The sequence below is a fragment of the Chitinivibrionales bacterium genome, assembly GCA_014728215.1.
Lineage (GTDB): Bacteria > Fibrobacterota > Chitinivibrionia > Chitinivibrionales > WJKA01 > WJKA01.
Map to the genome: position 1 here is coordinate 18,383 of WJLZ01000092.1, position 25,235 is coordinate 43,617.

At 44.5% G+C, this 25,235-nt stretch carries 21 protein-coding genes and 1 tRNA gene; 20 read left to right on the forward strand and 2 right to left on the reverse strand.

Annotated features, from left to right (window positions below; all coding sequences use genetic code 11):
• Positions 1–34: 34 nt before the first annotated feature.
• From GF401_07190 to GF401_07210, 5 genes are all read left to right on the forward strand, one after another.
• On the forward strand, positions 35–1,057 hold the full coding sequence (locus GF401_07190; GenBank protein MBD3344832.1) for an isochorismatase family protein: 1,023 nt from the start codon (positions 35–37) through the stop codon (positions 1,055–1,057).
• A gap of 103 nt (positions 1,058–1,160) precedes the next feature.
• Positions 1,161–2,225 (forward strand): 3-isopropylmalate dehydrogenase, encoded by a 1,065-nt coding sequence (locus GF401_07195; protein MBD3344833.1) that lies wholly within the window; start codon positions 1,161–1,163, stop codon positions 2,223–2,225.
• Positions 2,226–2,242: 17 nt separating this feature from the next.
• Complete coding sequence (locus GF401_07200) at positions 2,243–3,844, forward strand: citramalate synthase (protein MBD3344834.1); 1,602 nt, start codon at positions 2,243–2,245, stop codon at positions 3,842–3,844.
• Between the two features lie 23 nt (positions 3,845–3,867).
• On the forward strand, positions 3,868–4,884 hold the full coding sequence (locus tag GF401_07205; protein MBD3344835.1) for a branched-chain amino acid aminotransferase: 1,017 nt from the start codon (positions 3,868–3,870) through the stop codon (positions 4,882–4,884).
• A 91-nt stretch (positions 4,885–4,975) separates the two neighbouring features.
• Positions 4,976–5,305, forward strand: a complete 330-nt coding sequence (locus GF401_07210) for a hypothetical protein (protein MBD3344836.1) — start codon at positions 4,976–4,978, stop codon at positions 5,303–5,305.
• A 60-nt stretch (positions 5,306–5,365) separates the two neighbouring features.
• On the opposite strand, the gene GF401_07215 is transcribed toward GF401_07210, so the two are convergent.
• Entirely contained in the window at positions 5,366–5,854 is a 489-nt protein-coding gene (locus GF401_07215) for a YchJ family protein (GenBank protein MBD3344837.1), read from the reverse strand.
• Between the two features lie 68 nt (positions 5,855–5,922).
• A tRNA-Arg gene (locus tag GF401_07220) sits at positions 5,923–5,996 on the reverse strand.
• Positions 5,997–6,428: 432 nt separating this feature from the next.
• On the opposite strand from GF401_07220, the gene GF401_07225 reads away from it, so the two are divergent.
• From GF401_07225 to GF401_07295, 15 genes are all read left to right on the forward strand, one after another.
• Positions 6,429–6,737 (forward strand): MerR family transcriptional regulator, encoded by a 309-nt coding sequence (locus GF401_07225; GenBank protein ID MBD3344838.1) that lies wholly within the window; start codon positions 6,429–6,431, stop codon positions 6,735–6,737.
• A gap of 22 nt (positions 6,738–6,759) precedes the next feature.
• A complete protein-coding gene (locus tag GF401_07230) occupies positions 6,760–7,893 on the forward strand; it encodes a hypothetical protein (GenBank protein ID MBD3344839.1) in 1,134 nt (377 codons plus the stop codon).
• Entirely contained in the window at positions 7,886–9,166 is a 1,281-nt protein-coding gene (locus GF401_07235; protein ID MBD3344840.1) for a hypothetical protein, read from the forward strand. Before GF401_07230 ends, GF401_07235 begins: the two co-directional genes overlap by 8 nt.
• A 78-nt stretch (positions 9,167–9,244) precedes the next feature.
• On the forward strand, positions 9,245–12,739 hold the full coding sequence (locus tag GF401_07240; GenBank protein ID MBD3344841.1) for a tetratricopeptide repeat protein: 3,495 nt from the start codon (positions 9,245–9,247) through the stop codon (positions 12,737–12,739).
• Positions 12,679–15,732, forward strand: a complete 3,054-nt coding sequence (locus GF401_07245; GenBank protein ID MBD3344842.1) for a tetratricopeptide repeat protein — start codon at positions 12,679–12,681, stop codon at positions 15,730–15,732. Before GF401_07240 ends, GF401_07245 begins: the two co-directional genes overlap by 61 nt.
• The gene (locus GF401_07250) at positions 15,732–16,019 is read left to right on the forward strand and encodes a hypothetical protein (GenBank protein MBD3344843.1); all 288 of its coding nucleotides are present in this window, start codon (positions 15,732–15,734) and stop codon (positions 16,017–16,019) included. The genes GF401_07245 and GF401_07250 overlap by 1 nt, the downstream gene beginning before the upstream one ends.
• A gap of 142 nt (positions 16,020–16,161) precedes the next feature.
• Complete coding sequence (locus GF401_07255) at positions 16,162–16,794, forward strand: MotA/TolQ/ExbB proton channel family protein (GenBank protein ID MBD3344844.1); 633 nt, start codon at positions 16,162–16,164, stop codon at positions 16,792–16,794.
• 18 nt (positions 16,795–16,812) lie between these two features.
• Entirely contained in the window at positions 16,813–17,319 is a 507-nt protein-coding gene (locus tag GF401_07260) for a hypothetical protein (GenBank protein ID MBD3344845.1), read from the forward strand.
• Complete coding sequence (locus tag GF401_07265; protein ID MBD3344846.1) at positions 17,268–17,834, forward strand: hypothetical protein; 567 nt, start codon at positions 17,268–17,270, stop codon at positions 17,832–17,834. The genes GF401_07260 and GF401_07265 overlap by 52 nt, the downstream gene beginning before the upstream one ends.
• 3 nt (positions 17,835–17,837) lie before the next feature.
• The gene (locus tag GF401_07270) at positions 17,838–18,875 is read left to right on the forward strand and encodes a TonB family protein (protein MBD3344847.1); all 1,038 of its coding nucleotides are present in this window, start codon (positions 17,838–17,840) and stop codon (positions 18,873–18,875) included.
• 35 nt (positions 18,876–18,910) lie between these two features.
• The gene (locus tag GF401_07275; GenBank protein ID MBD3344848.1) at positions 18,911–19,804 is read left to right on the forward strand and encodes a hypothetical protein; all 894 of its coding nucleotides are present in this window, start codon (positions 18,911–18,913) and stop codon (positions 19,802–19,804) included.
• Positions 19,801–21,978, forward strand: coding sequence for a polysaccharide biosynthesis tyrosine autokinase (locus GF401_07280; protein ID MBD3344849.1), 2,178 nt, complete (start codon positions 19,801–19,803; stop codon positions 21,976–21,978). The genes GF401_07275 and GF401_07280 overlap by 4 nt, the downstream gene beginning before the upstream one ends.
• Before the next feature lie 8 nt (positions 21,979–21,986).
• Positions 21,987–22,826, forward strand: coding sequence for a methyltransferase domain-containing protein (locus GF401_07285; protein ID MBD3344850.1), 840 nt, complete (start codon positions 21,987–21,989; stop codon positions 22,824–22,826).
• A 9-nt stretch (positions 22,827–22,835) separates the two neighbouring features.
• Positions 22,836–23,768 carry a glycosyltransferase gene (locus GF401_07290; protein MBD3344851.1) on the forward strand — a complete coding sequence of 311 codons (933 nt, stop codon included), beginning with the start codon at positions 22,836–22,838 and terminating at the stop codon, positions 23,766–23,768.
• Positions 23,769–23,796: 28 nt separating this feature from the next.
• Positions 23,797–24,897 (forward strand): hypothetical protein, encoded by a 1,101-nt coding sequence (locus GF401_07295; protein MBD3344852.1) that lies wholly within the window; start codon positions 23,797–23,799, stop codon positions 24,895–24,897.
• Positions 24,898–25,235 lie beyond the last annotated feature (338 nt).

Genomic DNA, 25,235 nt, shown 5'->3' on the forward strand with positions numbered 1-25,235 from the left:
CAACATACGAACCGGCATGTGAAAAGGAGTCAGGATGAAACATCCATACACCTTATCGAAAGAAAAGACAGGATTGCTTGTTGTTGATGTGCAGGAGAAGTTTGCACCTGTCATTCCCGATTTTGATGAAATGGTGCATAATATTGTTAAGCTGATTCTGACATTTCAGATGTTTAAAATGCCGGTGATGGTCACCGAGCAATATCCCAAAGGATTAGGAAATACCCTCGAAAAGATCAGGGGGCAGTTTACCTTTCTTGAGGTTGTTGAAAAGCTTGAGATGGCCTGTACCGACAATACCCATTTCTGGGCACAGCTGAATCCGCTGGAACTTGATACGATTGTTGTGTGCGGGGTCGAGACTCATGTATGCATTAATCAGACAGTACTGGGTCTTTTACAGAATGAATATACGGTGCATTGTGTTGCCGATGCGGTTGGCGCACGCAATGAATTCGATCATCAAATCGGTTTTCAGAAAATGGTTCATGCAGGGGCAATCCCAACGACAACGGAGATCTGCCTGTTCGAGCTTGCGCAGAAAGGCGGAACGCAGAGCTTTAAATATATCCAGAAAATGGTGAAATCAAAGCTGAAAAAAAGCCTGCCCTCAGAGTCCAAAAAAGCCGAACCAGAGGATATCACGGCATTGGCACAAGAAGCCGAATCGTTACTCGCGGCTTCAGAAGAGCCCGAAACGGCAGCTCCTTCCACTGAAAAAGTTGCAGAAGAACGTGGTACAGTCGAAGTGCAGGAGGATGGACGTGTCGATGGGGCTGAAGATGAGAAAGAAACACCGGAACCTGCTTCAGTCGATAGTTCATTGGGAGAATTCGAAAGTGATGAAAAACCTCAGGATTCCCAAACCGGTGGTTCGGAAGAGGCATCGGAAGAGGTCCTTGACAGTGTGCCGGAAGAAGAGGTGCGTGAGGTTTCTGAAGCCAAAACTTCCGAAAATGCCGAGTCAGCCGGAGCAGATGAGAACGGACCCGAGGAGCCTGAGATCAGCGACAGCGATATTAACGATCTTCTCGGGAGCGAAGACGAAATTAAATAGGGTAATTATGCGTGTGTGGCATGACTTTCCAGGTCAAAACCATACAGTTTGACGGTAATAAAAAGATAAGCATATTAATAGTATCTATAAGAAAGGAGCAGCTTTGGCTAAATCATATTCTATCGCATTAATTGGCGGCGATGGTACCGGACCGGAAGTGTTGCGTGAAGGAGTAAAGGTTTTAAATGCTGCAGCGGATAAGTTCGGTTTTAAGGTTGCTTATGAGGATTTTGATTTTGGCGGCGAACGCTATAAGAAAACCGGAGAGACATTGCCCGATTCGGCGATTGAAGATCTTCGGAAATTCGATTCGATTTTTCTGGGCGCCATCGGTCATCCCGATGTTAAACCGGGTATTCTGGAATTGGGAATACTCTTGAAACTCAGGTTTGCATTCGATCAATATATCAATTTGCGTCCTGTAAAACTCTATCCCAATGTGGCGACGCCTCTGAAAGATAAGGGCCCCGATGAAATCGATTTTGTGGTAGTCAGAGAAAATACCGGCGGTATTTATACCGGTATGGGCGGGGTTGTCATGAAAGGAACCGATCAGGAGATTGCGACTCAGCTGATGTGCTATTCCCGCCCGGTTGCCGAGCGGTGTGTCCGTTATGCCTACGATCTTACCCGCAAACGGAACAAAAAGAAAATGTTGACACTGGTTCACAAGTGCAATGTCTTGACCAATGTTGGCGATTTATGGGTGAGGACGCATGAGGAAGTTGGAAGGGCCGATTATCCCGATATCAAACAGGATTATAACCATGTCGATGCATGTACGATGTGGATGGTGAAGAGCCCGGAGTATTACGATGTAATTGTGACGGCCAATTTGTTTGGTGATATCATTACCGATCTCGGTGCAATGATTCAGGGAGGCATGGGAATTGCCGCCGGAGGAAATATTAATCCCGAGGGGGTATCGATGTTCGAGCCGATTGGCGGAAGCGCACCTAAATATACCGGGAAAAACATTATTAATCCCCTTGCCTGTATTTGCGCCGGTGGTATGCTGTGCGATGCAATCGGTGAGGAAGATGCCGGGAAAGCTATCGATAATGCCGTTTCTGCAGCAATGGCTTCGGGGAAAATAAAAGATCTTTCGGCTGGCAAAATGGGGATGAGTACCACTGAAGTCGGTGATTTTGTAGCATCACTGGTTTAAAAAAGAAACGATCAGTAATGAAGAACAACAAAAAATCATCAGTCAAAGTTTACGATACCACGTTAAGAGACGGGAATCAATCTGTCGGTATCTCATTGTCTATTGCAGACAAGATAAAGATAGCTCATCGTCTCAGCGATCTGGGTGTCCATTATATCGAGGGCGGCTGGCCGACATCGTCGTCATCGCCCGATTATGAGTTTTTTCAAAAGGTTGCATCGACACCGCTCTCTTCACGGGTTGCAGTATTCGGCAGTACACGCCGGAAAGGCGTCACCTGCGCAAAGGATCCACTTTGTAAATTGTTGGTAAAAAGCGGCGTCAAAACTGCGACTATTTTCGGAAAATCCTGGGACCTCCATGTCAAAGAAATTATCAGGACATCGCTGTCGGAGAACCTTGCCATGATTTCGGAAACGGTCTCCTATTTAAAGCGGTATATGGATGAGGTTTTCTTTGATGCTGAACATTTCTTCGACGGCTACCGGCACAATCCGCAGTATGCCCTTAAAAGCCTGATTGCTGCTCAAGAAGCCGGTGCGGATTGCCTGGTGCTCTGCGACACCAACGGTGGAATGCTCCCCGGAGAATTTCTTGATATTTATCGGGAAGTCAGGGAGCAGGTGACGGCGTCCCTTGGGATCCATACCCATAATGATTCGGGATGTGCCGATGCTAATACATTTCTTGCCGTACGGGAAGGTGCTGTCCAGATTCAGGGAACGATCAACGGGTTGGGTGAACGGTGCGGCAATGCCAATCTCTGTACCATCCTTCCCGGGCTCCAGCTGAAGTACGGCCATAACCTTGTTTCCGAAGGGCAGATGAGGCTCCTCACCGAAACATCGGTGTATGTAAGCGAAATTGCCAATGTGTCGCACAACATGCGACAACCCTATGTTGGCGAGTCCGCGTTTTCTCATAAAGCGGGAACACATGCCGATGGAGTACGGAAAGTTAATCGTTCCTTTGAACACCTATCGCCCGAATCGATCGGCAATTACCGTCACTTCGTCGTTTCCGATCAGGCAGGCACGGGAACCGTTTTGGAAAAGCTCAAGGATATATTACCGGATCTTGATAAAAAGGATCCCCTGGTAAAGAACTTGCTGAAGCGTATCCTTGATATGGAAGCTTCCGGATATCAGTTTGAAGCCGCTGATGGTTCCTTTGAGTTGATAGTTCAGGAGATGCTCGGAGAGTTCAGAGATGCATTCAAGCTCAAAGGATTCAGGGTCATTGAAGAGAAACGGGAAAATGGTGACGTTTTTTCCGAAGCGACGATCAAACTGCAAAAGGGTGATGATTTCGAACATACTGCCGCTGAAGGAGACGGTCCGGTTAATGCGCTGGACAATGCACTCCGTAAGGCTTTGATGAAATTCTATCCGAGTTTAAAGGATGTCAAACTTGAGGATTTCAAGGTTCGCGTACTGGATGAAAAGGAAGGGACTGCTGCCAGAGTCAGGGTGCTCATCGAATCCTCTGATGGAAAAAACCGGTGGGGAACAATCGGTGTGTCGACGAATATAATCGAAGCCGCGTGGTTAGCTCTCATAGACAGTCTCGAATACAAACTTATGAAAGATTCCAAAGGGATTTTGAATATACGGCAGTAAGATAAAAAGAAATGAGGTATAAAATGGCGCCTTCAATAGACTGGCAAAGTTTGGGCTTTCAGTACTTGCCTACCAACGCACATGTTAAATCTGAATTTAAAAACGGTTCCTGGTCGGATATTGAGGTATGCACCGGAACATCACTGCAGCTTCATATAGGAGCAACCTGTCTTCATTATGGTCAAGCATGTTTCGAAGGGCTTAAAGCGTTCAGACAGAAGGATGGTGCCATTGCGATGTTCAGACCGGATGCAAATGCCCACCGGCTTGCCAGTTCCGCACAGCGCCTTGTTATGGCGCCACCACCAGTCGAGTTATTTATTGAGGCGTGCAAGAAAGCTATCAATCAGAATATCGAATTTGTCCCTCCCTACGGCACCGGCGCCAGTTTGTATATCAGGCCGCTTCTCATCGGGACATCCCCACGGGTTGGACTCCGTCCCGCCGAGGAATATGCACTGATTGTTCTGGTCACCCCGGTAGGGCCCTATTACAAAAACGGCTTTTTCCCGGTTAAAGCATATGTTCAGGAAGAGTATGACCGGGCGGCGCCAAAAGGGGTTGGCAATGTAAAAGCCGCAGGTAATTATGCTGCCGGACTTTACAGCGATCTTCTGACTAAAAAAAAGGGATATCCGATTGCCTTGTATTCCGATTCGGCCCAGCATCGATTTATCGATGAATTCGGTACGTCGAACTTTTTCGGTATCACTGCCGATAACAAGTACGTTACTCCGGATTCCAAATCGATCCTGCCGAGTATTACAAACGACAGTCTCCAGCAGCTTTCCCGGGATTTCGGTATGGCCGTTGAACGACGGAAAATACCCATGGAGGAACTCAGCATGTTCACAGAGGTCGGGGCGTGTGGTACTGCCGCAGTTATAACACCTATTCATTCCGTTACTTACAACGAAACGATCTATACCTATGGTAAGGAAAATGAAGCAGGACCGACATTGACCAGACTGTATAAAGAAATCCAGGGCATTCAATACGGTGAAAAAGAAGACCGCCATAATTGGATGTTGGCGGCATAAAATAAAGTCCGGATATTCTTGAAGTCAAGGGTAATAAAAGGCGGGGTTGCACCACTCTGCCTTTGCTCTTATACGAACAAACGTGATTCCCATGCAGATTCAATCATACTCAAAATACGATTATCAGGTTCTCCGCATACCCGAAGACCTTACCACTGAAACGGATTTATCTGAAATTCAACAAATTATCGAAGAGTACCCTTCACTGAAGAACGTTGCATTGTGGTTTACTCAGAATTCCTGTCTATATACCGAATCGATTTTCATTTTAACTCATTGCTACCGACTCCTTGCAGAGCGGGGAGGAGAGCTTGCTCTGATTAAACCGAATGCAATAATTCTTTCGGCCTTACAAACTGTGGGGCTGACACATTTGATTTCTGTTTATAATTCTGAAGAGGAGCTTCGGAAAGAAGATTGAAGAGTATTGCAGGAAGGTCGGGAAAGGGGTCTTGATAAAGGGCTGAAATCTGTTTTCGTGCTATTTGCCGCAGCATTTCTTATGTTTTTTTCCGCTTCCACAACTACAGGGATCGTTCCGTCCTACTTTAGGGCTTTCTCTGACATACTGTTCTGAAGGAACAATCGTGCCGTCCTTGTAAAGCCATTTTTCGTTATCCTTTACAAATTCTGCACGTTCATGAATATATTTCCGCTCATTATTTTCACTGAAACGGGCTACAAACTCGACAATACCTTGAGTATCCTTTGGCCCGCCTTTCTCTGTCGATTTGATTTCCAGTCCCAGCCATTGTGACTTCTCAGACCATCGCCGGATAGCCTGCTCATCAAAGTTTTGCTTTTCTTTTGGATGAATCGAATCGACAATAAACTGGATTTTGCCTTGTACATATGCACTATAACGGGCCCGCATAACCTGCTCGGCGGTATCCCCGTTCTGCTCGCCATGTATGATCTGTTTGCAGCATTCGTCGTATGTTTTGTTTGAACCACAGGGGCAGTTTTCCATAGAAATCCTTTGAACAATGAATAAAAGTGCCCCAAAATCCGATTTACCGATTTCAGGGCAATTTTATATACGGCCATAGGGAGTCGAACCCCAAACCTCCTGATCCGTAGTCAGGTGCTCTATCCAATTGAGCTATGGCCGCAGAATTATTGAGGTACTAAAATAAATCTATAGCATCTCGTAGTCAACGTATTGAGCCTTATCCAGGCTCTTAAAAAAAGGAAAAACCGAAAGTGATTTTCCCCCACAACCGTCCTGAAAGGTGTGGTCAGCACTTTATAACGGGGATTTTCTTTTCGCATTACCCTTATTTACGGCAATTATTGTCAAGGAAAAAATTAATCCTTTGTGACCGTGATCATTGACATATTTACCGCTCTACCGTATGATTTGACTAGGTTGTTGATCAGTTTTTTAGGCAGGTTAGTGGATAACTTAAAATACGAATAATCAATAAGTTGCAACAAAAATACCATATGGAGGCCCATGGGCACAAAAGGGTACTCTATATGGTGTTGTTGTGAGTAAATAAATATTAATGATATCAATATAATTTGCTGCAAGTGCGATTAGAATGATCAAAGATACTGCTTACAATTTTGCAGGAGGTGGCAGAATGACGACCTTTTACACGACGGGCCAGATAGCGAAACAGCTGCGCATATCTGTTTCTACGCTTAAGCGCTGGCTCAATAATCCCGGATTACCGATTTCAGATCGACGAAATCATACAGGATGGCGTCTGTTTTCCCCGGGCGATTTGCAGATGCTCCAGAAGCATAAAAAGGAACTTAAGCGAAACGGTAAGAAATTTAATACCGCATTGCTTGTTCCTGCTGCCGAGAACAGTGATGATGGTTCCGCGAACAATTCGGAAAGATAGACTGGATGATAATAGATTGCATATGAGCATTCTCAGAAAAGTCATTTATCCAATTCTGATCATTGCCCTATCGGTTGCGGGGCAGGCAACCATGGCGGTCAAGCGGGGGCGTAATGAAGGCACGCTTTCGATTCCCGCTGCTAATGTTACGGGCAACGGCAATATTACCGCATTTATTCAGAGCAGTATTCTGTATGGATCGGACGGTTTTCGATTTGAGCCGGAAATTGGCGGTCAGATCGGGATCGGCGGGATATTGCAGTTTTCCGGACTGATGGTCCCTGTCGGCGATAAAGGACTCGGTCCCATAGAAGCTCATCTGCAGGCAACGGTTCCCGGTAATGATAAATTGCGCTTTGTTAACGTAGCACTTCTGGCTGATCTTTTTCTAGCCACCTCAATCGATACGATCAGCCTGACTGCAGACTCCAGCAAACCCGATTATCATCCCCACCTTTTTCCATCCCTGCTGGTTGATATCGACTGGCTTTCACGATGGAAAACACTGCCGCTTAAATCATATCTGGCATTCAGTTTTTCCGATGATCCCCAGCTGTTGCATAAATACCATCAAATAGGTATGCTGTGGGGAGTGGAGTGGAAAATGTATAAGCATAGTCTTTTTGTAAATGGCGGATTAGGTCTTTATAAGGAGAAAGGACATCGATTGAACAATAATAAAGGAGATGATCGATACGAGCAAATATATTCCTGGCTTGAACCCGGCGGGCGGTATCGTTTTTTACATCGATTCAGCATTGTAGGCGGATTCAGGTTTACCTTTTTCCAGAAAGTAAAAAAGCATGACGGATTAAAGCCCGGTCTTTTGGGGTTATCGATCAAGCTTGAGGCCCCGGTTTATTTCAGGGAAACTAATACCGAAGCTATACGGACTCTTGTTTTTATGGAAGAACAAAAAGAAGAGTCGCAGGATGCTTTGGCAAAGAACATAAAGGAAGAAAAAGATTATCTCAAGGGATTCAGTTTTGAAACAGGCACTATGTTTGAAGGCAAGGAATCGTTCGAGTATAAGAAGGAACAGAATGAGCTTATAAAACAGCGCAAAGCAATCCAGAAAAAAATGGCCGAAATAGAAGCAATTCTGCATGAAATCGAACTCGAGGACAATAAGAGCGGGGAAAACAAAGATGAATAAGAGAAGCCGCGACATTTTATTCCCCGCACCTGCAGGTACCATTATAATGCTGCTGGCTTTTTGTATGTCGCTTCCGGCTATGCAAGGACAGCAGAAACGTTCGAGGGCTGAGGGAATGTACCAGTGTGTAAGCGCAAATACGACAGGTCGTCTGAACTGGTGGATAACCGGCCGAGCCATAGGATTTCTCTGGGATAATCCGGATGAAAACGGGAGCCCTAACTTTTATCCCTTCCCCGAGATTCAATCAGAATTTGGCCTTATTAATTTTGCATCGATCGGTTTTGAAATGAGGCCGGTCTCTTATCCCGAACCTGTAAAGAAACCGCTGGTGGAAAGGCTTCAAATGGGGAATATGGGGGCGAGTGCCAAGTTCACAATGCCAAATAACAAGGATATGCGATACCATGGCCTGGGCATTCAGGTTAAATACTTTTACAATTTCATTAACCGTTTTGCATCGATTGCAGGCTATCGAATGGATAACGGAACGGGGTTTTGTGCCGAAGGTTTTATGCATGGTGAACACAATCTTGAAATGAAATTGCTTTACGACAGAGATTATCTGGCCCGTTACAGTATGCTTCCATTTAAAATTATGGTAAATCTTGGTTTGCGAATGCCGTTCGATGATCAGTTTTTACCCTATTCCCAGTACCTGTTTGATATAGGTATTATATATGCGGGGTTAAATGCCGACGTTTTCTGTGAATTTTCATACGAGGGATTTGTTAATAATTCTTTTAAACCCAAGAAGTTTGATATTAATTGGGCATCTGGATATCGGGTATCTGAAGTCGCTTTTTCGGAGAATCCCATGTATTTAACATTGGGAGGAAGAATCAGATATGACAATGGTATGGTTCTCTATGCAGCGGTGCCGCTGCTTTTAAGTTCTAATCAGGGTTCGGATATCACCTATAAAGGAGATTGGCAGCGATTACACAATGATTTTCCCGACGAAAAGGTACGAGGTATCAAGGATCCTTTCGACCCCTGGTATGCAAAATGGAAAATTGTGGCTCAGCTCTCTTTCCCGATTATGTACCGTCAAACGGGCGCTGAGATGAGAAGAAGGTTTTTGCTGCTCAAGAATAGAAAGGGTGGTAGAAAAATTGATATTGATGAACGTTTGAAAATGCTTGAAAACAGCAAGAAATCCGATCGGAAAAAAGAAGAAGAGACTGAAGATGAAGAGAGGAAGAAGAAAAAACGGTTGGAAGAAATTCAACGGCGAAAAAATGAAATTTTAAAAGAGAAGGAAGCAGAATAACGTTGTGGAGAACAAGACGACATTCATGTATTGGGAATTTTTGTCTGTACAACCGAATGCAGGGAATATAACGGAATCGTGAAGCACCGTACTTTGGCATATCTGTTTCGCTCTATTGCATTCATTGCGATAGTAAGCATGCTATTGCCTGATGTTGCAGCCGGGGAAGCTCAGACCGACGAATGGCGTGTACGACAAAACCTCGCATCCCGTCTTGAAGCCGAATGGTATAAAATCGGTATTCTTAACAGAGAATTGTCGAATGTAAGGGATGTGCTCGGTGATATTCGCAGTTTGCAATTATTCCCTTTACAGGTGACAGGATTAAATGAGGAAACGTTGATCGTATTTGACGAGAAAATAGAGCAAGTCGAAGAGGAATATGAAAGTATCCACAAAGAGGTTGAGGCACTACGGGCGCCACTTGCCGATGCTATTGCGATACTGCGTGAGATGGTTGTTGGACAACCTGTGCCGGAAATGTTTGAGGCTCTCAAGGAGGGGGATTTTGAACGAATAAATAAAATGCTGGAAATAAAGCATCGTATCGATGGAATCTGGTTCAAAACCGGGGAGCTTTTAGATTATGCCATGGAGCAAATGGATATCCCGGTTGTAAAAATGCACAAGTCCCGGGGTATCAAAGGTGAATTCATGGAGATAATAAGAGCAAATCTCGGATTGCAGTCACAGGAATACTATTCGGAGCTGAATATAATTAAAGACACATTGTTTAACCGCGGCACAAAGCAGCAGGTTGATGAAATGTTCCTTATAGAGATCCATCAAATAAAGAGATACCTCGAAAATAATAAGGCATATATTGCGGTAAACAAATTGCCGGTTTTATTGAACCGATATAAAAGTAAAGAAGCTGTCGATGAACTGACACTTCTCCTTTCCCGTTCCTATTTTGCAACTGGTCAGTATATTAAAGCGATCAGTACGACCCAAACGCTCCCGTCAAATACCATGTACAAGGCCGCTCGGGTTCTGTATACAGTACAGAGCAAGTATGCATTACAGCGATATAATGAAATAATGGAATGGGCATCCTCATTCGATTTTTTGACCTTAACGGGAAGGAACAGGAATACTGTTCTCTGGCTAACAATGGAAAGCGGATTGAAATCCGACGGCCCTTTCGATGCTGCCCGGCTTGCTGCACTGGCGGCTCAGGATGCTCCTGGAATGTTTCATGTTATGCATACCCTGGCACGTTCATTTATTAAAGCCGGCGACTACAAGACGGCCTTATCGGTACTTGAACGAGGTATACGATTCAAACCCCTCAATGAATCGGATGAAAAGGCTTATGACCGGATGCTTATTTCTATTGCTCAGGTCAATTATGAAACAGGTAACTATGACAAGGCGTTGTCATTGTATTTCGATCTTCTTGAAAAGGAAGAAAATTATGAAAAATGTCTTTTCGGTATGACCTGGTGCTACATAGAACTCGAAAAATATGGCAAAGCGGAAACAAGCTTACGAAAATTGATAAACCAGAGCCCTGATAATCCCAATGCTGTGGAGGCGATCCTTATTCTTGCCGAACGTTATGTCAATAAGGCAGAGTATGAGTGGAAAAAATTGCAGTACCTTGATAAGCAGGAGAGAAATCTGGGCCGGCTGCATGAAGATCTGCAAAGAAAAATGGTTAGAGCAAATGGCGGTGGGGCAAAGAAAGAGCGGTTAGCCGATGCTGTAAAAGAAACTCGACATATGCTCAACGAGATACGAAGTGCGCCAAAAGAAAGTATTGAAGAGATAGCGTCACACTATAAAAATGCCCTGGCAATATGTTCAATGGTAGAGCATTACTATACAACCGGAACTTTCCAGGAGGCTACTTTTTCGGTTCGTCGTGAAAAATTACTTCACCAGCTCGTTTCTCTGATGCTGGCGGTAAAAGAAAAAAGCACCAATGCAATCGAAAAAAAGAAAGCATATATGTATGCAAAGCGGGATGTGGAAAAAATAAAATCGCTGGTTACAGAGAGTTCCTATTTATCTGCGGAAACGCAAATCGACCGCTATCGATGGGAATTAGAAAGTCTCGAGTGGAAAAAGGAAAAGGTAAAATATGCAGAAAAGCAGTTGGAAAAACGGCCCGATAAAAAAGACCGTATCGCAGTAGCGGAATATAAGCGGAAAAAGATTCGTTACGGCACAATGATGGATTCCCTGGTGAGTCATGAAGAATATCTGAATGAAAAACGGTATAAAGAAATAAGAGATATCTGTTTATCGGTGCTGACTCTTCCGCTCAACAGCAGCGATGAAGCCTATATCAGATATCATCTGGGTGAGCAGTATTATAGTTATGAAAATCGTCAATTTTCAGAATTATACCGGGAATATGAAAGGCAGGCACTTGCCTATGACAGCCTTCTTGCTTTGTTCCGCAAGGGAGAGATTCTGGAAAAGCCGGTAGAACCCTTACCGCCCGATGCCCATTATCATAGCGCAAGTATAGAGCAATTTAAAATGGTAATTGATAATTATCCTGATGACCCGTTAATTCCCGCCGTAAAATACAGTCTTGCCTGGTGCTATAACGATATGGGCATCTATGATAAAGCTCTTGACCAGATGGAGTCTGTTGCCATGGAATATGCCCAAAGCAGGTATGCTCCTCAGGCATGGATGTATATCGGTGAGCATGCGTTTGATAACGCCCAATTGAAAAAGGCTACTGAAGCATACAAGCAGGTTATGAATTATCCTGAGAGTAGATGGTTTGATGAGGCGTTGTATAAATATGCTTGGTCGCAATATCGCCAATCAAATCCCGAAAAGGCGATTAGTTCCTTTCTGGCCCTGGTTGATCTGGGAAAGAGAACCGAAAGCGGAAAATCGATTCTTGAGAAAGAATCCATGGATTACATCGCCATCAGTTTCAGTGAAGCGGATATTACCGGAGAAAAAGGACTCGAGCGCGCCGCAAAATTTATTGAACGGTTCGGCAACAATGCCCAAGGCAGAGATATTCTTCATCGATTGGCAAGTGTCTATAAAGACCAGGGCCGCCATGACATGGCTGAGAAGGCATACCGGACAGTAATGACCATGTTTCCGAACCATCCTTCCAGTCCGGTCGTCGAAAAGGAACTTCTTGCGGTGCTTGAAAATAAAAAGAGCACATCGCAAATCAACCGGATGAAAGTGGATTATTTCAAGCAATACAATAGGAATGGAACCTGGGCGGCAATACAGAACGATCAGGAAGCAATTGCCAGAGGGGATAGTCTTGCCCGTGAAGTTCTCTATGATGCTGCCATAAGCCGGCATCAGATGGCGTTGCAAAACAATGATGCGGCAACCTACCATGATGCTATGGAATCCTATGATGCCTTTATCCGGAATTATCCCCAGTCTCCTCGAGCCAATGAATGCCATTACAATTATGCTGAGATCATGTTTTCCCTGGGTGATTATCTGAACGCGGCGGAAGAATATATGGCCGTATCACGGAGATATCCGAACAGTAAATATAAAGAAACTGCGGCATGGAATGCGATTGTTGCATCACAAAATCTGTTGCGGTTAGAGCAGGAGCGGTTGAAGTGATCCGGTGTGTCGGTATAATCCTTTGTTTGTACACTTTCAGTATGATAGGGGGGTGTGCTTCGTCGATGAAGGGAAAAGATTCCGGCCAGGAAGTTGACAGGAGGATGGCTGCACATACAGACAGCGTTGCTCAAGACATTTCGGACAGCTCAAAACAGAGCGGATACAAAGCCGGTGATGAGAAGGATTCTCTGGGACAACCGGGACTTACGAACGCATCACAGTTGATGATCAAGGCCTGTGATAATTACCTTGCTGTTAATCACGATAATCAGAAAATTCCGGAGGTGCTCGGTCTAAAAGCCTCGGTTCTCTACAACAATAAATTGTTTTCGGAAAGCAGAAAATATTACAAAGAACTGCTTGATAAATATCCCGAGAGTCATGAAGTGGTTAATGCGGTGAGAATGATTGCCCAGGCCTATTATGAAGAGAAGCAATTTGATAAAGCACAGGTATGGTATCGCAAGTTGAAGGACATTGCCGGTGAAGGAGGCGACAAGGAGGAGGCGGTTGCCAGAATAGCAGAATCGATTTTCCGCATGGCCGAGTCCTACGAAAAGCAACAGAATTACAAGAAAGCTGCAGAACAGTACGAACGTGTGGCAATGGAATATCCGGATTCAAAAATTGCGGATATAGCACTTTTCAATGCAGGGCTATCATACGAGAAAGAGACAGAATGGTCGCACGCCGCATTGATGTACCAGCGTCTTTCACAAAAATATGGATCGTCACGACTATTACCAAAGGCCAAGTTTAGGTCTGCAAAGTGTTATGAAAAACTTATGCAGTGGGAAAACGCCGGGGAGATGTACCTTCGGGTAGTGGCGGGCCATCCGACATCGGAAATGGCGCCGGCTGCGTTGTATAATGCCGGATTCAGCTTTGAAAATGCAAACAAGCTTCCGGAAGCTGCCGCTACATTCGAAAAAATGGCCCAATTGTTCCCGAAGTCCGAAGATGCTGCCGATGTTCTCTTTCGTGCGGGTGAAATTTACGGCAAACTGAAGGACTGGGAAAGTGTCACTCGTGTCAACCAGGAATTTTCGAAGCGATTCGGTAATGATGTCGATCGGATTGTACAGGCCCAATGTATGGTGGGTGTCGCTCTCTATATGCAGGAAAAAGAAAGGGAAGCGGTGGAGCAGCTCAAAAAGGCGGTAACCACATTTGACCGTTTGAGGAATCCAAGCACGGTTAATAAATACTATGCCGCTAAAGCCCAGTTCACTCTGGCGGAAATATATCACGAGAATATGAAAAAGGTCGCCCTTTCCTTTCCTGAAAGTCTGTACCGCAAACAGATAAGATCGAAATCCCGTTTTCTCGATGAAGCTATTACCGGATATTCAAAAACAATTCAGTATAAAATATTTGAATGGACAACACGCTCAATTTTTCAGATAGGGCAGGTATACGAAGATTTTGCCATAGGAGTGATGAAACAAAAACGGCCGGAGAATATGTCGATGGATGAGCGGTTTGCCCTTGAACTGGGAATTGCCAGAGCAATCGATGAAAATTTTGTGGAGAATGCCCTTCACTATCACGAGGAAAATGTAAAGCTGGGAGTAAAAGAAAAAAATGAAGATAAATACATACTTGCTTCACGAAAAAAGTTGACTTTCCTTCCCCTATCTGCAGGAAAAAATTATCTCCACCTTACCGAGATACTCGGTAAAATAGAAAAATCACAGAATCTTACCGGTTTCGCACTTATTGCCCGGAAACTCGAAACCCTCCAGAAAATTGCTCCTTTCCAGGAACGGGCAATCGATCTTTTTCTGAAAAGTCTTGAAATGGGAAGCAAGTATCATGAAGCCGATAAATTTTATCATGAAGCCGCCACCCTGATAACAAAGGTAGCTTATACCGTTGGCGAAACCTATGCTGAAGTAACAAAAATTGCCCGCGAAGCTCCCGTCCCACAATCCTTTGATGCCTATGAAAAGTTTGTTTACAAGACAAAGCTACTCAAGCAGATCGAATCCTACGAAGATCAGGCATTGAACAATTTTCTCAAAGTTCTTAAAATCGCCGATGCTTATGAACTTGAAGATAACTACATTAAAAAAAGCAGGGAGGACATTGCCAGAGTCATTTTTACCCGGGGGCGATGTTATGATCTGCTTTTTCTGCAATCCTTTAATAATCCTCCCTATCCTGCTGATGCCGATGAGGTTGAAAAGGAAGAATACAAGGTTCAATTTGAAGAAGTGGGCCTTCGATTTCAGGAACAGGCCCTGGAAATATACAAAACTGTACTTGATTATGCCGAAAAGAATTTTGCATCGGGAAAGTATGTTGTCGATGCCTATGTCAGATTATACCAGAATTATCCTGAGGATTATGGGGTGAAAAGAGAGAAAGTCGCGACAAAACATATTACCTCCGGGCCTCAGTGGAAGTGTTTAGTCGATTCAATCGAGGGATGGCGGCTCCTGGATACAAAAGACAACGACTGGTTGAAAGTCCAGAAAACATCACTACCTGATTCGATCGTTGTGTCCGGCTTCCCTGCAGATGTGCCTCCTCCAATGTGGATCGGAAAGGGAGACCCTGATGAAAGGGGTACCTATAAGCCGGCATCCCAGCTTTATTTGCGCAGGAAATTTTATGTCAGGGAGCCTGTTCATGAGGCTACTTTGTATGCGGCGGGGATCGGCCCTTTTGACATCTATTTTAATGAAAATAAACTGCCGGTCGATTCTTCACAGACTGTTTCATTTGAAAAGGCACGGAAGTATACGGTTACGGGGATGGTCAGGGAGGGAAAAAATGTTTTTGCCGTTCATGCCGAAAAGCAGTCGAATACAATGTATGGGTTCATACCCTATCTTGAAGTAAATGTAACCGATCATGAATATATTCCTCTTCCACCTGGAACCAATGAACCATTGGATCCGGAGAAAATTAAAGAAAGTGTGTATATATTCGATTTTATTGAAAATTTTTCACCCGAAAAAGAAAAGGATTCCACGGATCAGTAATGAGACCAATTTATTTATTTGCACTGGCATTTTTGCTGTTTGGGATCTTTAATCCGGGATCTGCTCAGGAAGAAGAGCGTTCCCGCTCGGAAACAGGTTACCGGATTGATGCTCCCGGGACGATTACTTTTACTGTTGGGGTAAAAATCAAAGGAAAAGTGGAAAAACCTCAAGTGGTCATATTTTTACCGAAAGAAAAACCTCACTATCGTGAGGTTGATTTTGAGCGGTCCTTTAAGAAAGAACTCATGGAATCACTTCCCTTTGAACCGGTGGAAGTACCCTGATAATTATCGAGAGCAAAACTGTGTGTGAAACGATGGTGCTGTTTAATTCGTTGATATACATAATAGTTGAATTATTGCGTACAATAGAATACCATTAATAGAGGTATTTTTCACTAAGAGCGGCACCATTCAAGGAGGCGTCATGGAAGTCATTGCCAGATTTTTTCAAGAAGGCGGGATGTGGATGTACTTGCTGGCAGGGGTATCTGCATTTGCACTGGCAATTATATTCGAACGGCTTTACTACTATTATATCCATTGCCGGGTAAATGCAAAGATGCTTTTGACCCAGGTTACGAGAATGGTCCGTAACGGCGAGCTCGAAAAAGCCCGTCAACTTTGCGCAAAGATGAAAAATCCATTGGCAGTTATACTGGAAAGCGCATTGTGGCATTTTCAGCAGCAGGAGCCGGATCAGGAGATACAGAACGCCGTTGATGAAATCGCTCTCCGGGAACTCCCCCGAATCAACCGGCGGACCCATTATCTCTCCCTTTTTGCAAACATTTCGACACTCATGGGGTTACTGGGAACAATCTTTGGTTTGCAGCAGGCATTCGGTGCCCTGGCAACAGCGGATCCCTCACAAAAGGCTACTGTTCTGGCACAGGGTATTGCAATGGCGATGAATACTACGGCGATGGGACTTATGGTTGCCATTCCCTGTATGATTATGTTCTCGATTTTAGGCTCAAAGTCAAACGGGATTATTGAAGAAATAGACGAGAGTTCAGTCCGGATTCTGAACTTTCTCTTTGCTCAACGCCGTCATTAATATAATGGGAATATATCGATGGATAACGATATGCAGCAGAAAAAAGCATTCCCTGCCACGCGGCGGGTAGAGAAAGCGGTCGGAAACGATACCGAAATGATCGAACTGGATGTTACGCCGGTCATGAATCTCTTCATGGTTCTGATTCCCTTTCTCGTTTCCATGGCGGTATTTACCCAGATAGCAATTATTGATTTTTCTCTCCCTCCCTCTACATCGGAAGAAAGCGACCAACAGAGTAATCAGGAAATTAAAGAGCTGGATATATCGATTGTGGTTACGGAAAAAGGGTTCAGGATTGTAGGCACCGGTAAGAAACTCGACCTGGTGCCCCGCGTCAGGGGGCAGTATCAGTTTCAGCAGCTGAGGGTAATGTTGAAGGCGATTAAATTTGAATACCCCTCACAGAAAAGCGTGGTTTTGGTATTGGATTCGGACATTCTTTATGATGACATTATAAAATTCATGGATGTATGCCGGGAATCGCAATTTCCCGACATCGGCCTGTCTGGAGAGATCGGATGAGTTTTCCTGTATCCAAATCGGGCCAGAAACATCCGGGGCTGGCCAGAACAAAAAAGAAGATGAAAGGGATCAAGCCCCAGTTGACATCACTTATCGATGTCATGACCATTCTTCTGGTATATCTTTTGAAAAGTTTTTCGGCTGAAGGAGAGATTATTACTCTATCGAAAAATCTCGAACTGCCGGAATCATCCGCCCATAAACGTCCTGAGCTGAATGTCGTAATTATGGTAAACAATAAGTACATTCTTGCCGAAGATGCTCAGCTTGCCGACGTGGACCAGGTGCTCAGTACAAACGATCTTATTATACCCCAGCTCGAGGAATGGCTGCGTCGGCGAAGGCAGACAACTGAAAAGATCGAGCAGTATTCGACAAAAACGAAGTTTACCGGTGACGTAACCATTCAGGGAGATAAGCGAATTCGTTTCAGGCTGTTAAAAAAGATAATGTACACCTGCGGACAGCAGGGATATACCAATTTCTCGTTGGCTGTCAGAAGGAAAGAGGAGTAAGTCGTGGACCGTCAGCCCAATGTTGTCGTCATGAGTGCAGGCTCGATGGCGATAGATCAATCGTTGGTAAAGCAGGTTCGCGGAACGCTGTGGAGTAAGATTGATTTCCGCTTTTTTATAGTTGCGATTATATCACTTCTTATTCACGGTATTCTGGTGTATGTTCTTGACCAGAAGGAAATTCAGGCTGAAGCCCGGGTAGAAATCGAAAAGATACCCGATCGTTTTGTGAAATTGATTATAGAGAAGCCGTTACCCAAGGAGGCGACGACGGCGAAGCCGGCTATTCAGGAAACGAAAGCTGCCGAGGAGGCACAACCCGATGAGAATATTCCGGAAAAGAGCACAACACCGGCAGAAAAAAAAGCAGCCCGGGTTGCCGCAAAAAAACAGGTCGCTCGCCGTGCTGCGCAGGTGGAGAAAAAGATTCGAACAGTGGGTGTACTGGGTATGCTCACCGGCGTTGGTGGAAAAGGACCGGCCGTAGTCGATGCCTTACAGGGAACAAGGAAAGAAAGAAATCAGGATCTGGATAAAGCGCTCGAAAGCATGACCGGCCTCAAACGGGCTTCAAATGTGGATGTGCTCGATAAGAAACTGGTTAAAAGTAAGGATGTCGCCATTGCTCATAAGGAAGATATCGGAGATCTGGTGGCAAGCATTGGAATGGCAAAAACCACAGAATTGACAAAGAAAGGTAATTTCATAATTCAGCGTCCGGAAAGTATTGAAGGTGCGGCATCATCAAATGCCAAGCGTGACAACGGTGCGATAAACAGAGTCGTGGGGTCACATAAGACCAGTATCCGCATGAGTTATGAAAAGTACTTGAAGAGGAATCCGGGACTCGCCGGAAAAATAACTGTCCGGTTCACTATTGCTGCTGCTGGAAGAATTATCGAAGTACAAATTCTCGAAAATACGACCGGCAGCAAGGATCTGGCGCGGGATATTTCAAGAAAAATGAAAATGTGGAGATTCGATCCTATTTCCGATGGGGATGTCACGGTGACCTATCCCTTTGTTTTCAGTCCCGCATAACCATGCAGTCTGCCACTGCATCCTGATGAGGTGTTATGAAAATAAAAACGTTTCCTCTTATTCTACTGATTGCGACCAGTTTTTTGTACGGCTCGATTATTAAAGTCGGTGATGTTTTAGAAATATCAGTTCCTGGCAGTGAAGAGTTTTCCGGTCAATATGTCGTTATGGATGACGGGACTATCGATTACCCCCTTTTAGTCGATCAGCCGATAATAAATATCAGTACACTCGAATTGATGAATGAATTAACTATTCGTCTGGCAAAATATGTTGACAATCCGCTTGTTTCAATACAGATAGTCGAAAATCCCGATATTAGGGTAACTGTCCTTGGCCAGATCGGATCGCCGGGGCCGCTTGCTACCTATCAAGGGGTATCGCTTCAGGAAGTTATTGTCCAGGCAGGGGGACCGACCAAATATGCAGATCTTAAAAAGATCAAGATTGTCAGAAAAGACGGTTCCGATAACGAAGCAATATTCTTCAATCTGGAAGAATTCCTCGATAAGGGTAATGTATCCGAATTACCACGGATTCTCAATGAGGATAGGATTTTACTTCTTACAAAGGAGCGCTCGACAAAAGTAAAGGTGATCGGCGCAGTCAGAAAGCCGGGGTTTTTTGAACTGCAGGAAGATGTCAATCTATTTGAAATCGTCTACCTTGCAGGCGGTCCTTCGGAAAAAGCCGACCTCTCACGGGTACGGAGGCTGTTCAAGCATGATGGAAAAACCATGGAGGAAGTGGTCGATCTCAAGGGGTATATAGATAAAGGAGCCATGGATGATATCCCGATGGTTGCCGAGAGCGATGTTATTATCGTTTATGCAAAATGGTTTGACTGGCGCACCCTATTGACAATTCTCAATAATACACTTTTGTTTATTGTAACGGTTCAGACATTCAGTGGAGTTTTCAATAAGTGAAAAATCCCGTTTCTACAAATATAGCCAGCTTCAAATCAGGGGCCCATCTAAAGGATTATCTGGCACTTCTGGTCCGAAGAAAATGGATAATACTTGTGGCTTTTTTTTCTGTCGCCCTTTCTGCTGCCTGGTACGTTTCTAGAATTGAAGATATTTTTCAGTCAAATTCGACGCTGGTTATTGAAGAAAATAATACATTGATAAGCCAGGCAATGAATTTCGGGAGCGGACGGTCCTTGAGTTTCTATCAGGGGATTCTCAACAGTCGTACATATCTTGAAATGGTACTCGACAGCATAGGATTTGATGTCTTTAATTCGGTATTCAATCAAATATCCAAAGATCGGGCACTCGAATATATTCAGAACAATATTACTTTGCGTAAAACATCCTATACTTCCTTTTACTCATTCACGGCACGGGCAAAAACAAAGGAACTGGCGTATTTTATCGCCGGTATCGGCACAGACATTTTCAGGCAGCAGTGTCTGGAGGTTGCTACCGAAGAAGCCCGGCGCACAGTGGTGGAGATCGATAAACAGCTTGACATTGTCAAAAAGAATCTTGAAAAGTCCGAGCATGAATACCGGGCATTTAAAGAAAAAACCGGAGAGATTCTTGAAGGTGCCACACCGGAACTCCGGACCTTGCAAAATGCCTATGCCGATAAACTTGCCCAGCTGGGGCTGAAAGAAGCCGATTTGGATGCGGAGAAAAAGCAATTGAGACGCCTGGAGGCAAAAATCGCTCCTAAGGAGTCCAAGCGCTCGCCGGAATATCTGAAGCTACGCTCGAAACTGAGTGAACTTGAAAAAGAAAAAATGAGGCTGGAAAATCTTGGTATTCGGCTCTCGGGGATCTCAACTATCGACCGGGAGATTAACGAAGTGGTAAAGCAGCTTCTGCAATATAAAAAACCTGAAGGTGCACCAAGGGTCAATGCCCGAATGATCCGTTCGTGGCAAGAATTGCGGAAATCGGTTCTGAATAAAGAAGCGGATCTCGATCTATTCAAGCGTAAACTGGAATCGTATAAGAATGCTATCGATAATTACAAAAAAGGAAACCCGAATATTTTAAACAAATCGCTGGAGCTTCAAAGGCTCAGGCTGACAAAACAAAACTACGGACGTATTTACGATTTCCTTATAAAAAAAGCGGAAGAAGAACGGCTTAAAAGCGCATCGGGAACCGCAGGGATAAAAATTGTCGATGCTCCCCGGATGCCCGAACGTCCCATACCCAAAAATGAAAAGCGGTATTATATCCTGGGGGTTATCCTGGGGCTTTCACTCGGTTTGGGATTGGCATTTTTTGTCGAATATAACGATACAACTATCAAATCCAATGACGATGTCGAGCGGTATCTGGGAATTTCGGTATTAGGCACGATCCCTCATATCACCTATTCAAAAAGAAATGAGAAGGAAATCAAACGCCGGTCATCAAAAAAGCAAACAAAGGTGTCGGTTACCCAGTATCCCAAACAGCTTCTCAATTTTTCCGGTGATGAATCGATTATTACCGAGGCATATCGCTCTCTCAGAACAAATTTGTCTTTTGTAAGTCCCGATAAGCCCCTTCAAACCGTTCTGCTCACTTCAGCCGGTCCTTCAGAAGGGAAATCATTGACTATTACAAATCTGGCCATGGCAAATGCACAGCTTGGAAGAAAAACACTTCTTATCGATACCGATCTGCGCCGCCCAATACTGCACCATCTTTTCAACATGAGACGTGAACCCGGATTTACCGAACTTTTCGCAGAGCATTTTGACTATGATGCTGTTGTACGCACCACCGATAAAGAAAATCTCTTTGTATGTACCGCCGGGCTTTTTTCACCGAATCCGGCGGAATTGATCGGCTCCCAGCGGATGATTCAGCATATCGAATATTTCAAGAAGCATTTCGACATCATATTTTTCGATACGCCGCCTGTGGTCGCCGTCACCGACGCATCCTTACTGAGTACCAAAGTAGATGCTTCACTACTCGTGGTAAAATCACATCATACCGATAGAGAAATCGCCTCCAGAGCAGTACAGAATCTGAGAAACGTAGGCGCAAAAATTGTTGGTGCGGTACTCAACGATATCGACCTCGCTCATCGGTATTCTTCATACGGCTATTATAAATATTATTATCATTACTACAAATCCAAAACCGATTGATCGAGATCATGGGATCACCAGACAAACGAGCTTTCTCCAGTGCAAAGCATCGGCATGGAGAATGGAATACTCGAATTTCTAATACGAAAAATGTATTCCTTCGACTGGTGTGGAACCTTATTTCCTTTAAACGGCGTGGAGTCGATAATGTTGGGAAAGTCGCATCGGAAAACAGCCTCATTCTTGATCTTGGTTCCGGTAATGGCGCTTATGCATACTGGTTGCTTGGAAGAAAAAAATGTATTATTGTAACACTTGACTGGTCATTTGATGCATTGCGGGATTGCCGGAACATGTTCCGGGTATGTGCAGATATGACCACGCTTCCCTTTAAACAAAATGTTTTCGATCATCTGTATTCTATCGATGCCCTCGGGCATGTTGACAATCCCGGGATGGTGCTTGATGAAGCCGGGCGGGTGGTCAAACCGGGAGGGCATCTCTTTATGCACAGTGAATGTGCAGATTACCGTGATCGATGGCCTGATAAAAGCCTTATCAAACTTCACGGAAAAGACCTCCTTGCACTGCAGGACGGTCACTTTTGTCTCCGCCATTCCCATGAACTGTATAGAGAGTACAAAAAACGATTTTTGCTCTATTCATTTTTCAGCCCCGCGGGAATTGCAGGATGGCTCCTGGGATATCCCGAAAAATATTATCCTGTATTTAAAAAAAGCAGATGGCATTGCGCTGCGATAATAACATTGTTGTTTGCTTCAATAAAAAGACTTCCATTACTTGGCGGGATACTCCGAGTTATTAATGCAGTATCCAATCGGTGCGAACTTGTTCTGGGACTGAAGGGTGGCGGTTCCTGCTTCGCACAGATGAAAAAGGCGGAATGAAAAAATACAATGCATTACCATGCGGATCGATTTCAAAAGGGAAACAATTATTCGGAAAGCGGTGTAGTTCCGGAGATGTCGGTAATTATTCCTACCTATAGGCGAAAAAGGCAGGTAACCGAACTTATCGACCGGCTCCTGAGTGACTTTCCCGAAAAGTGCGAGCTCATTATCGTGCAGCAGGATGAAAACACATTGGATGTGAGCGATAAAAGAGTTAAGCTTCTCGTTCAAAAAGAACCAAGTCTTCCCCGGGCCCGAAACAGGGGTATACATGCGTCAAAGGGAAAGGTGGTTCTGTTTTTTGATGATGATTGTGTCCCTTCGGCCGGATGTGTAAGCAGGCATATGGAATTGCATGAATGTTTTCCCCGGTATTCGGTGATTGCAGGCCAGGTTCGTGATGCAAACAATCGTGGTACCAGAGAGCGGGTTGTTGAATTTGATCCGGCAACCCTTACCTATATTTGCGATTATGCACTCTGCCGGGATGAAGAAATTACCGGGTTTCCGGGAGGACATGCATCCATTAAGCGCTCGGCATTCAGGTCGGTGCTGTTCGATTCGTGGTTCAGGGGAAACGCGCATTTTGAAGAGATCGATTTTGCGCTTCGATTGAAAAGAAAGGGTGGTAAAATATTCTTTACGTCATCCATGCATATCGACCATTTTCTCGAAAAAACAGGGGGGTGCCGTTCCGAAAAGAGCAGTGCCGAATTTTACTTCAATCAGTTTTACAACCGGGCGCTCTGTTTTGCAAAGAATGTCTCTTTGAAAGCGGTTGCCGGGTTTCTGAATAAACAGAAATATGACCTGGAATACTTTTCACGAAAGCGGAATTCGCACAGCAAATCGATTGTAGCAGCCGGATTGACCGGGTTGGCCACAGGCTTGAGTGCAGGGACGGTTCGACGAAACGTTGGGCCGATAACGATGAAATGATGGGTTATATCAGCGGAGCGCATGATATATGAAAGTTGGATGGGTATTTCCGAAAAATAAACGATGTGGAATTTCATTTTATTCCCATAAGTATATTGATGTGCTGGAAGGTCTGGTTGATGTCGTGGCTGTTGATATCAGTGAGATACCGGCTGATCAAAATTGTTTCTCGCTCCTTAATAGTTGCGACATTGTGCACATCCAGTATGAGACATCATTATTTGTGCGGGGTAAAGATGTTAAATATGACGAAGTTTGCTCAAGGATTACTGTGCCGGTCGTTGTTACACTGCATGAGATATACCGTCGTTTCCCCGGAGTTTTCCCCCGTGAAGAGTTGCAGGGGAATTGGATTATAAAGTGGTTGAAACAGTTGTTGTATGATTATCGGCACCCTTTGCAAACCGCCTTCCGGGAACACCGGGCTGCAAATTTTTATGCCCGTTCTCTTCTGGTACATTCTCGTTTTCAAAAGGAGATACTTATCGAAAAAGGTGCAGGCGCACATCTGATACGAGTAATCCCCTACCCGGTTCAACAGCAAATACAGAGGGGAATATTTTCCTGCGACAAATCCGGACCTTTGCGTCTGGTCTCAACCGGTTTTATCAATCCGAATTTTAATTATGAGCTTCTGTTCAAGGTCCTCGAAGGCCTGGGTGAGAAATGGACTTTTACCTGGATCGGGGGAGTTCGGAGAGAAGAAGATCGGGGGTTACTTGAGCATTTGAACTCGGAAATAGCGTGCCGTCACTGGCAAGATCAATTTACTGTCACCGGCTGGATTTCAGATGAAGAACGGGACCGTCTCATGAAAGAGGCGCATATCTACTGTGCATTTTTCAAGACCAGAAGTTCCTCGGAAAGCCTGGCCACGGCCATTGGCATGAAGAAAATGATTATTGCCGTCAGGCTTGAGTTTATTGAAGAGATCATCCAACGATATCCCCTTTGCGTAGTGGTGAATAACGACAGCAATGAGATTATTAAGGAGATTAAACATGTTGTTGTCGATAGAGACTTTCGTGAAGAAAAATTTGAAGCGTTGAATGAATACAACAAAGCGTTCAGTTATCCATCGATGGCGAGAACACTTGTTTCACATTATGAAAGCATAATAGGATCATGAGGATTTTATGGGATTTCCGTCTGTTCTCCTATGGTTACGGCCAACGGGGAGTTGGACAATATGTACTCCGGTCTGCCCGGGCGATATTCGATGAGATACCGGATATATCGCTTTATATCTGGGGAGATATCGATAAAGTACCGGAACCATTACGATCCATTCCCTGCACCTGGATTCCCTGTCGAAAGGGAGGCTGGAAATCAGATCTTTTCACAATACCTTTCCTTATGAGGGGCCATAAAGTCGACCTATTTCATTACTGGATCGCACTGGGGCCGCTGTACCACATTGGTTTGGGGGGATTGCATCAGGCTCCTTTCCTTGCAACAGTGTACGAT

Coding starts and splice junctions, on each gene's coding strand:
- GF401_07250 (MBD3344843.1), top strand. CDS start 15,732: ATGAGACCAATTTATTTATTTGCACTGGCATTTTTGCTGTTTGGGATC.
- GF401_07245 (MBD3344842.1), top strand. CDS start 12,679: ATGGAATGCGATTGTTGCATCACAAAATCTGTTGCGGTTAGAGCAGGA.
- GF401_07260 (MBD3344845.1), top strand. CDS start 16,813: ATGGATAACGATATGCAGCAGAAAAAAGCATTCCCTGCCACGCGGCGG.
- GF401_07235 (MBD3344840.1), top strand. CDS start 7,886: ATGAATAAGAGAAGCCGCGACATTTTATTCCCCGCACCTGCAGGTACC.
- GF401_07215 (MBD3344837.1), bottom strand. CDS start 5,854: ATGGAAAACTGCCCCTGTGGTTCAAACAAAACATACGACGAATGCTGC.
- GF401_07230 (MBD3344839.1), top strand. CDS start 6,760: ATGAGCATTCTCAGAAAAGTCATTTATCCAATTCTGATCATTGCCCTA.
- GF401_07225 (MBD3344838.1), top strand. CDS start 6,429: ATGATCAAAGATACTGCTTACAATTTTGCAGGAGGTGGCAGAATGACG.
- GF401_07295 (MBD3344852.1), top strand. CDS start 23,797: ATGAAAGTTGGATGGGTATTTCCGAAAAATAAACGATGTGGAATTTCA.
- GF401_07275 (MBD3344848.1), top strand. CDS start 18,911: ATGAAAATAAAAACGTTTCCTCTTATTCTACTGATTGCGACCAGTTTT.
- GF401_07190 (MBD3344832.1), top strand. CDS start 35: ATGAAACATCCATACACCTTATCGAAAGAAAAGACAGGATTGCTTGTT.
- GF401_07265 (MBD3344846.1), top strand. CDS start 17,268: ATGCCGGGAATCGCAATTTCCCGACATCGGCCTGTCTGGAGAGATCGG.
- GF401_07255 (MBD3344844.1), top strand. CDS start 16,162: ATGGAAGTCATTGCCAGATTTTTTCAAGAAGGCGGGATGTGGATGTAC.
- GF401_07290 (MBD3344851.1), top strand. CDS start 22,836: ATGCATTACCATGCGGATCGATTTCAAAAGGGAAACAATTATTCGGAA.
- GF401_07285 (MBD3344850.1), top strand. CDS start 21,987: ATGGGATCACCAGACAAACGAGCTTTCTCCAGTGCAAAGCATCGGCAT.
- GF401_07205 (MBD3344835.1), top strand. CDS start 3,868: ATGGCGCCTTCAATAGACTGGCAAAGTTTGGGCTTTCAGTACTTGCCT.
- GF401_07210 (MBD3344836.1), top strand. CDS start 4,976: ATGCAGATTCAATCATACTCAAAATACGATTATCAGGTTCTCCGCATA.
- GF401_07200 (MBD3344834.1), top strand. CDS start 2,243: ATGAAGAACAACAAAAAATCATCAGTCAAAGTTTACGATACCACGTTA.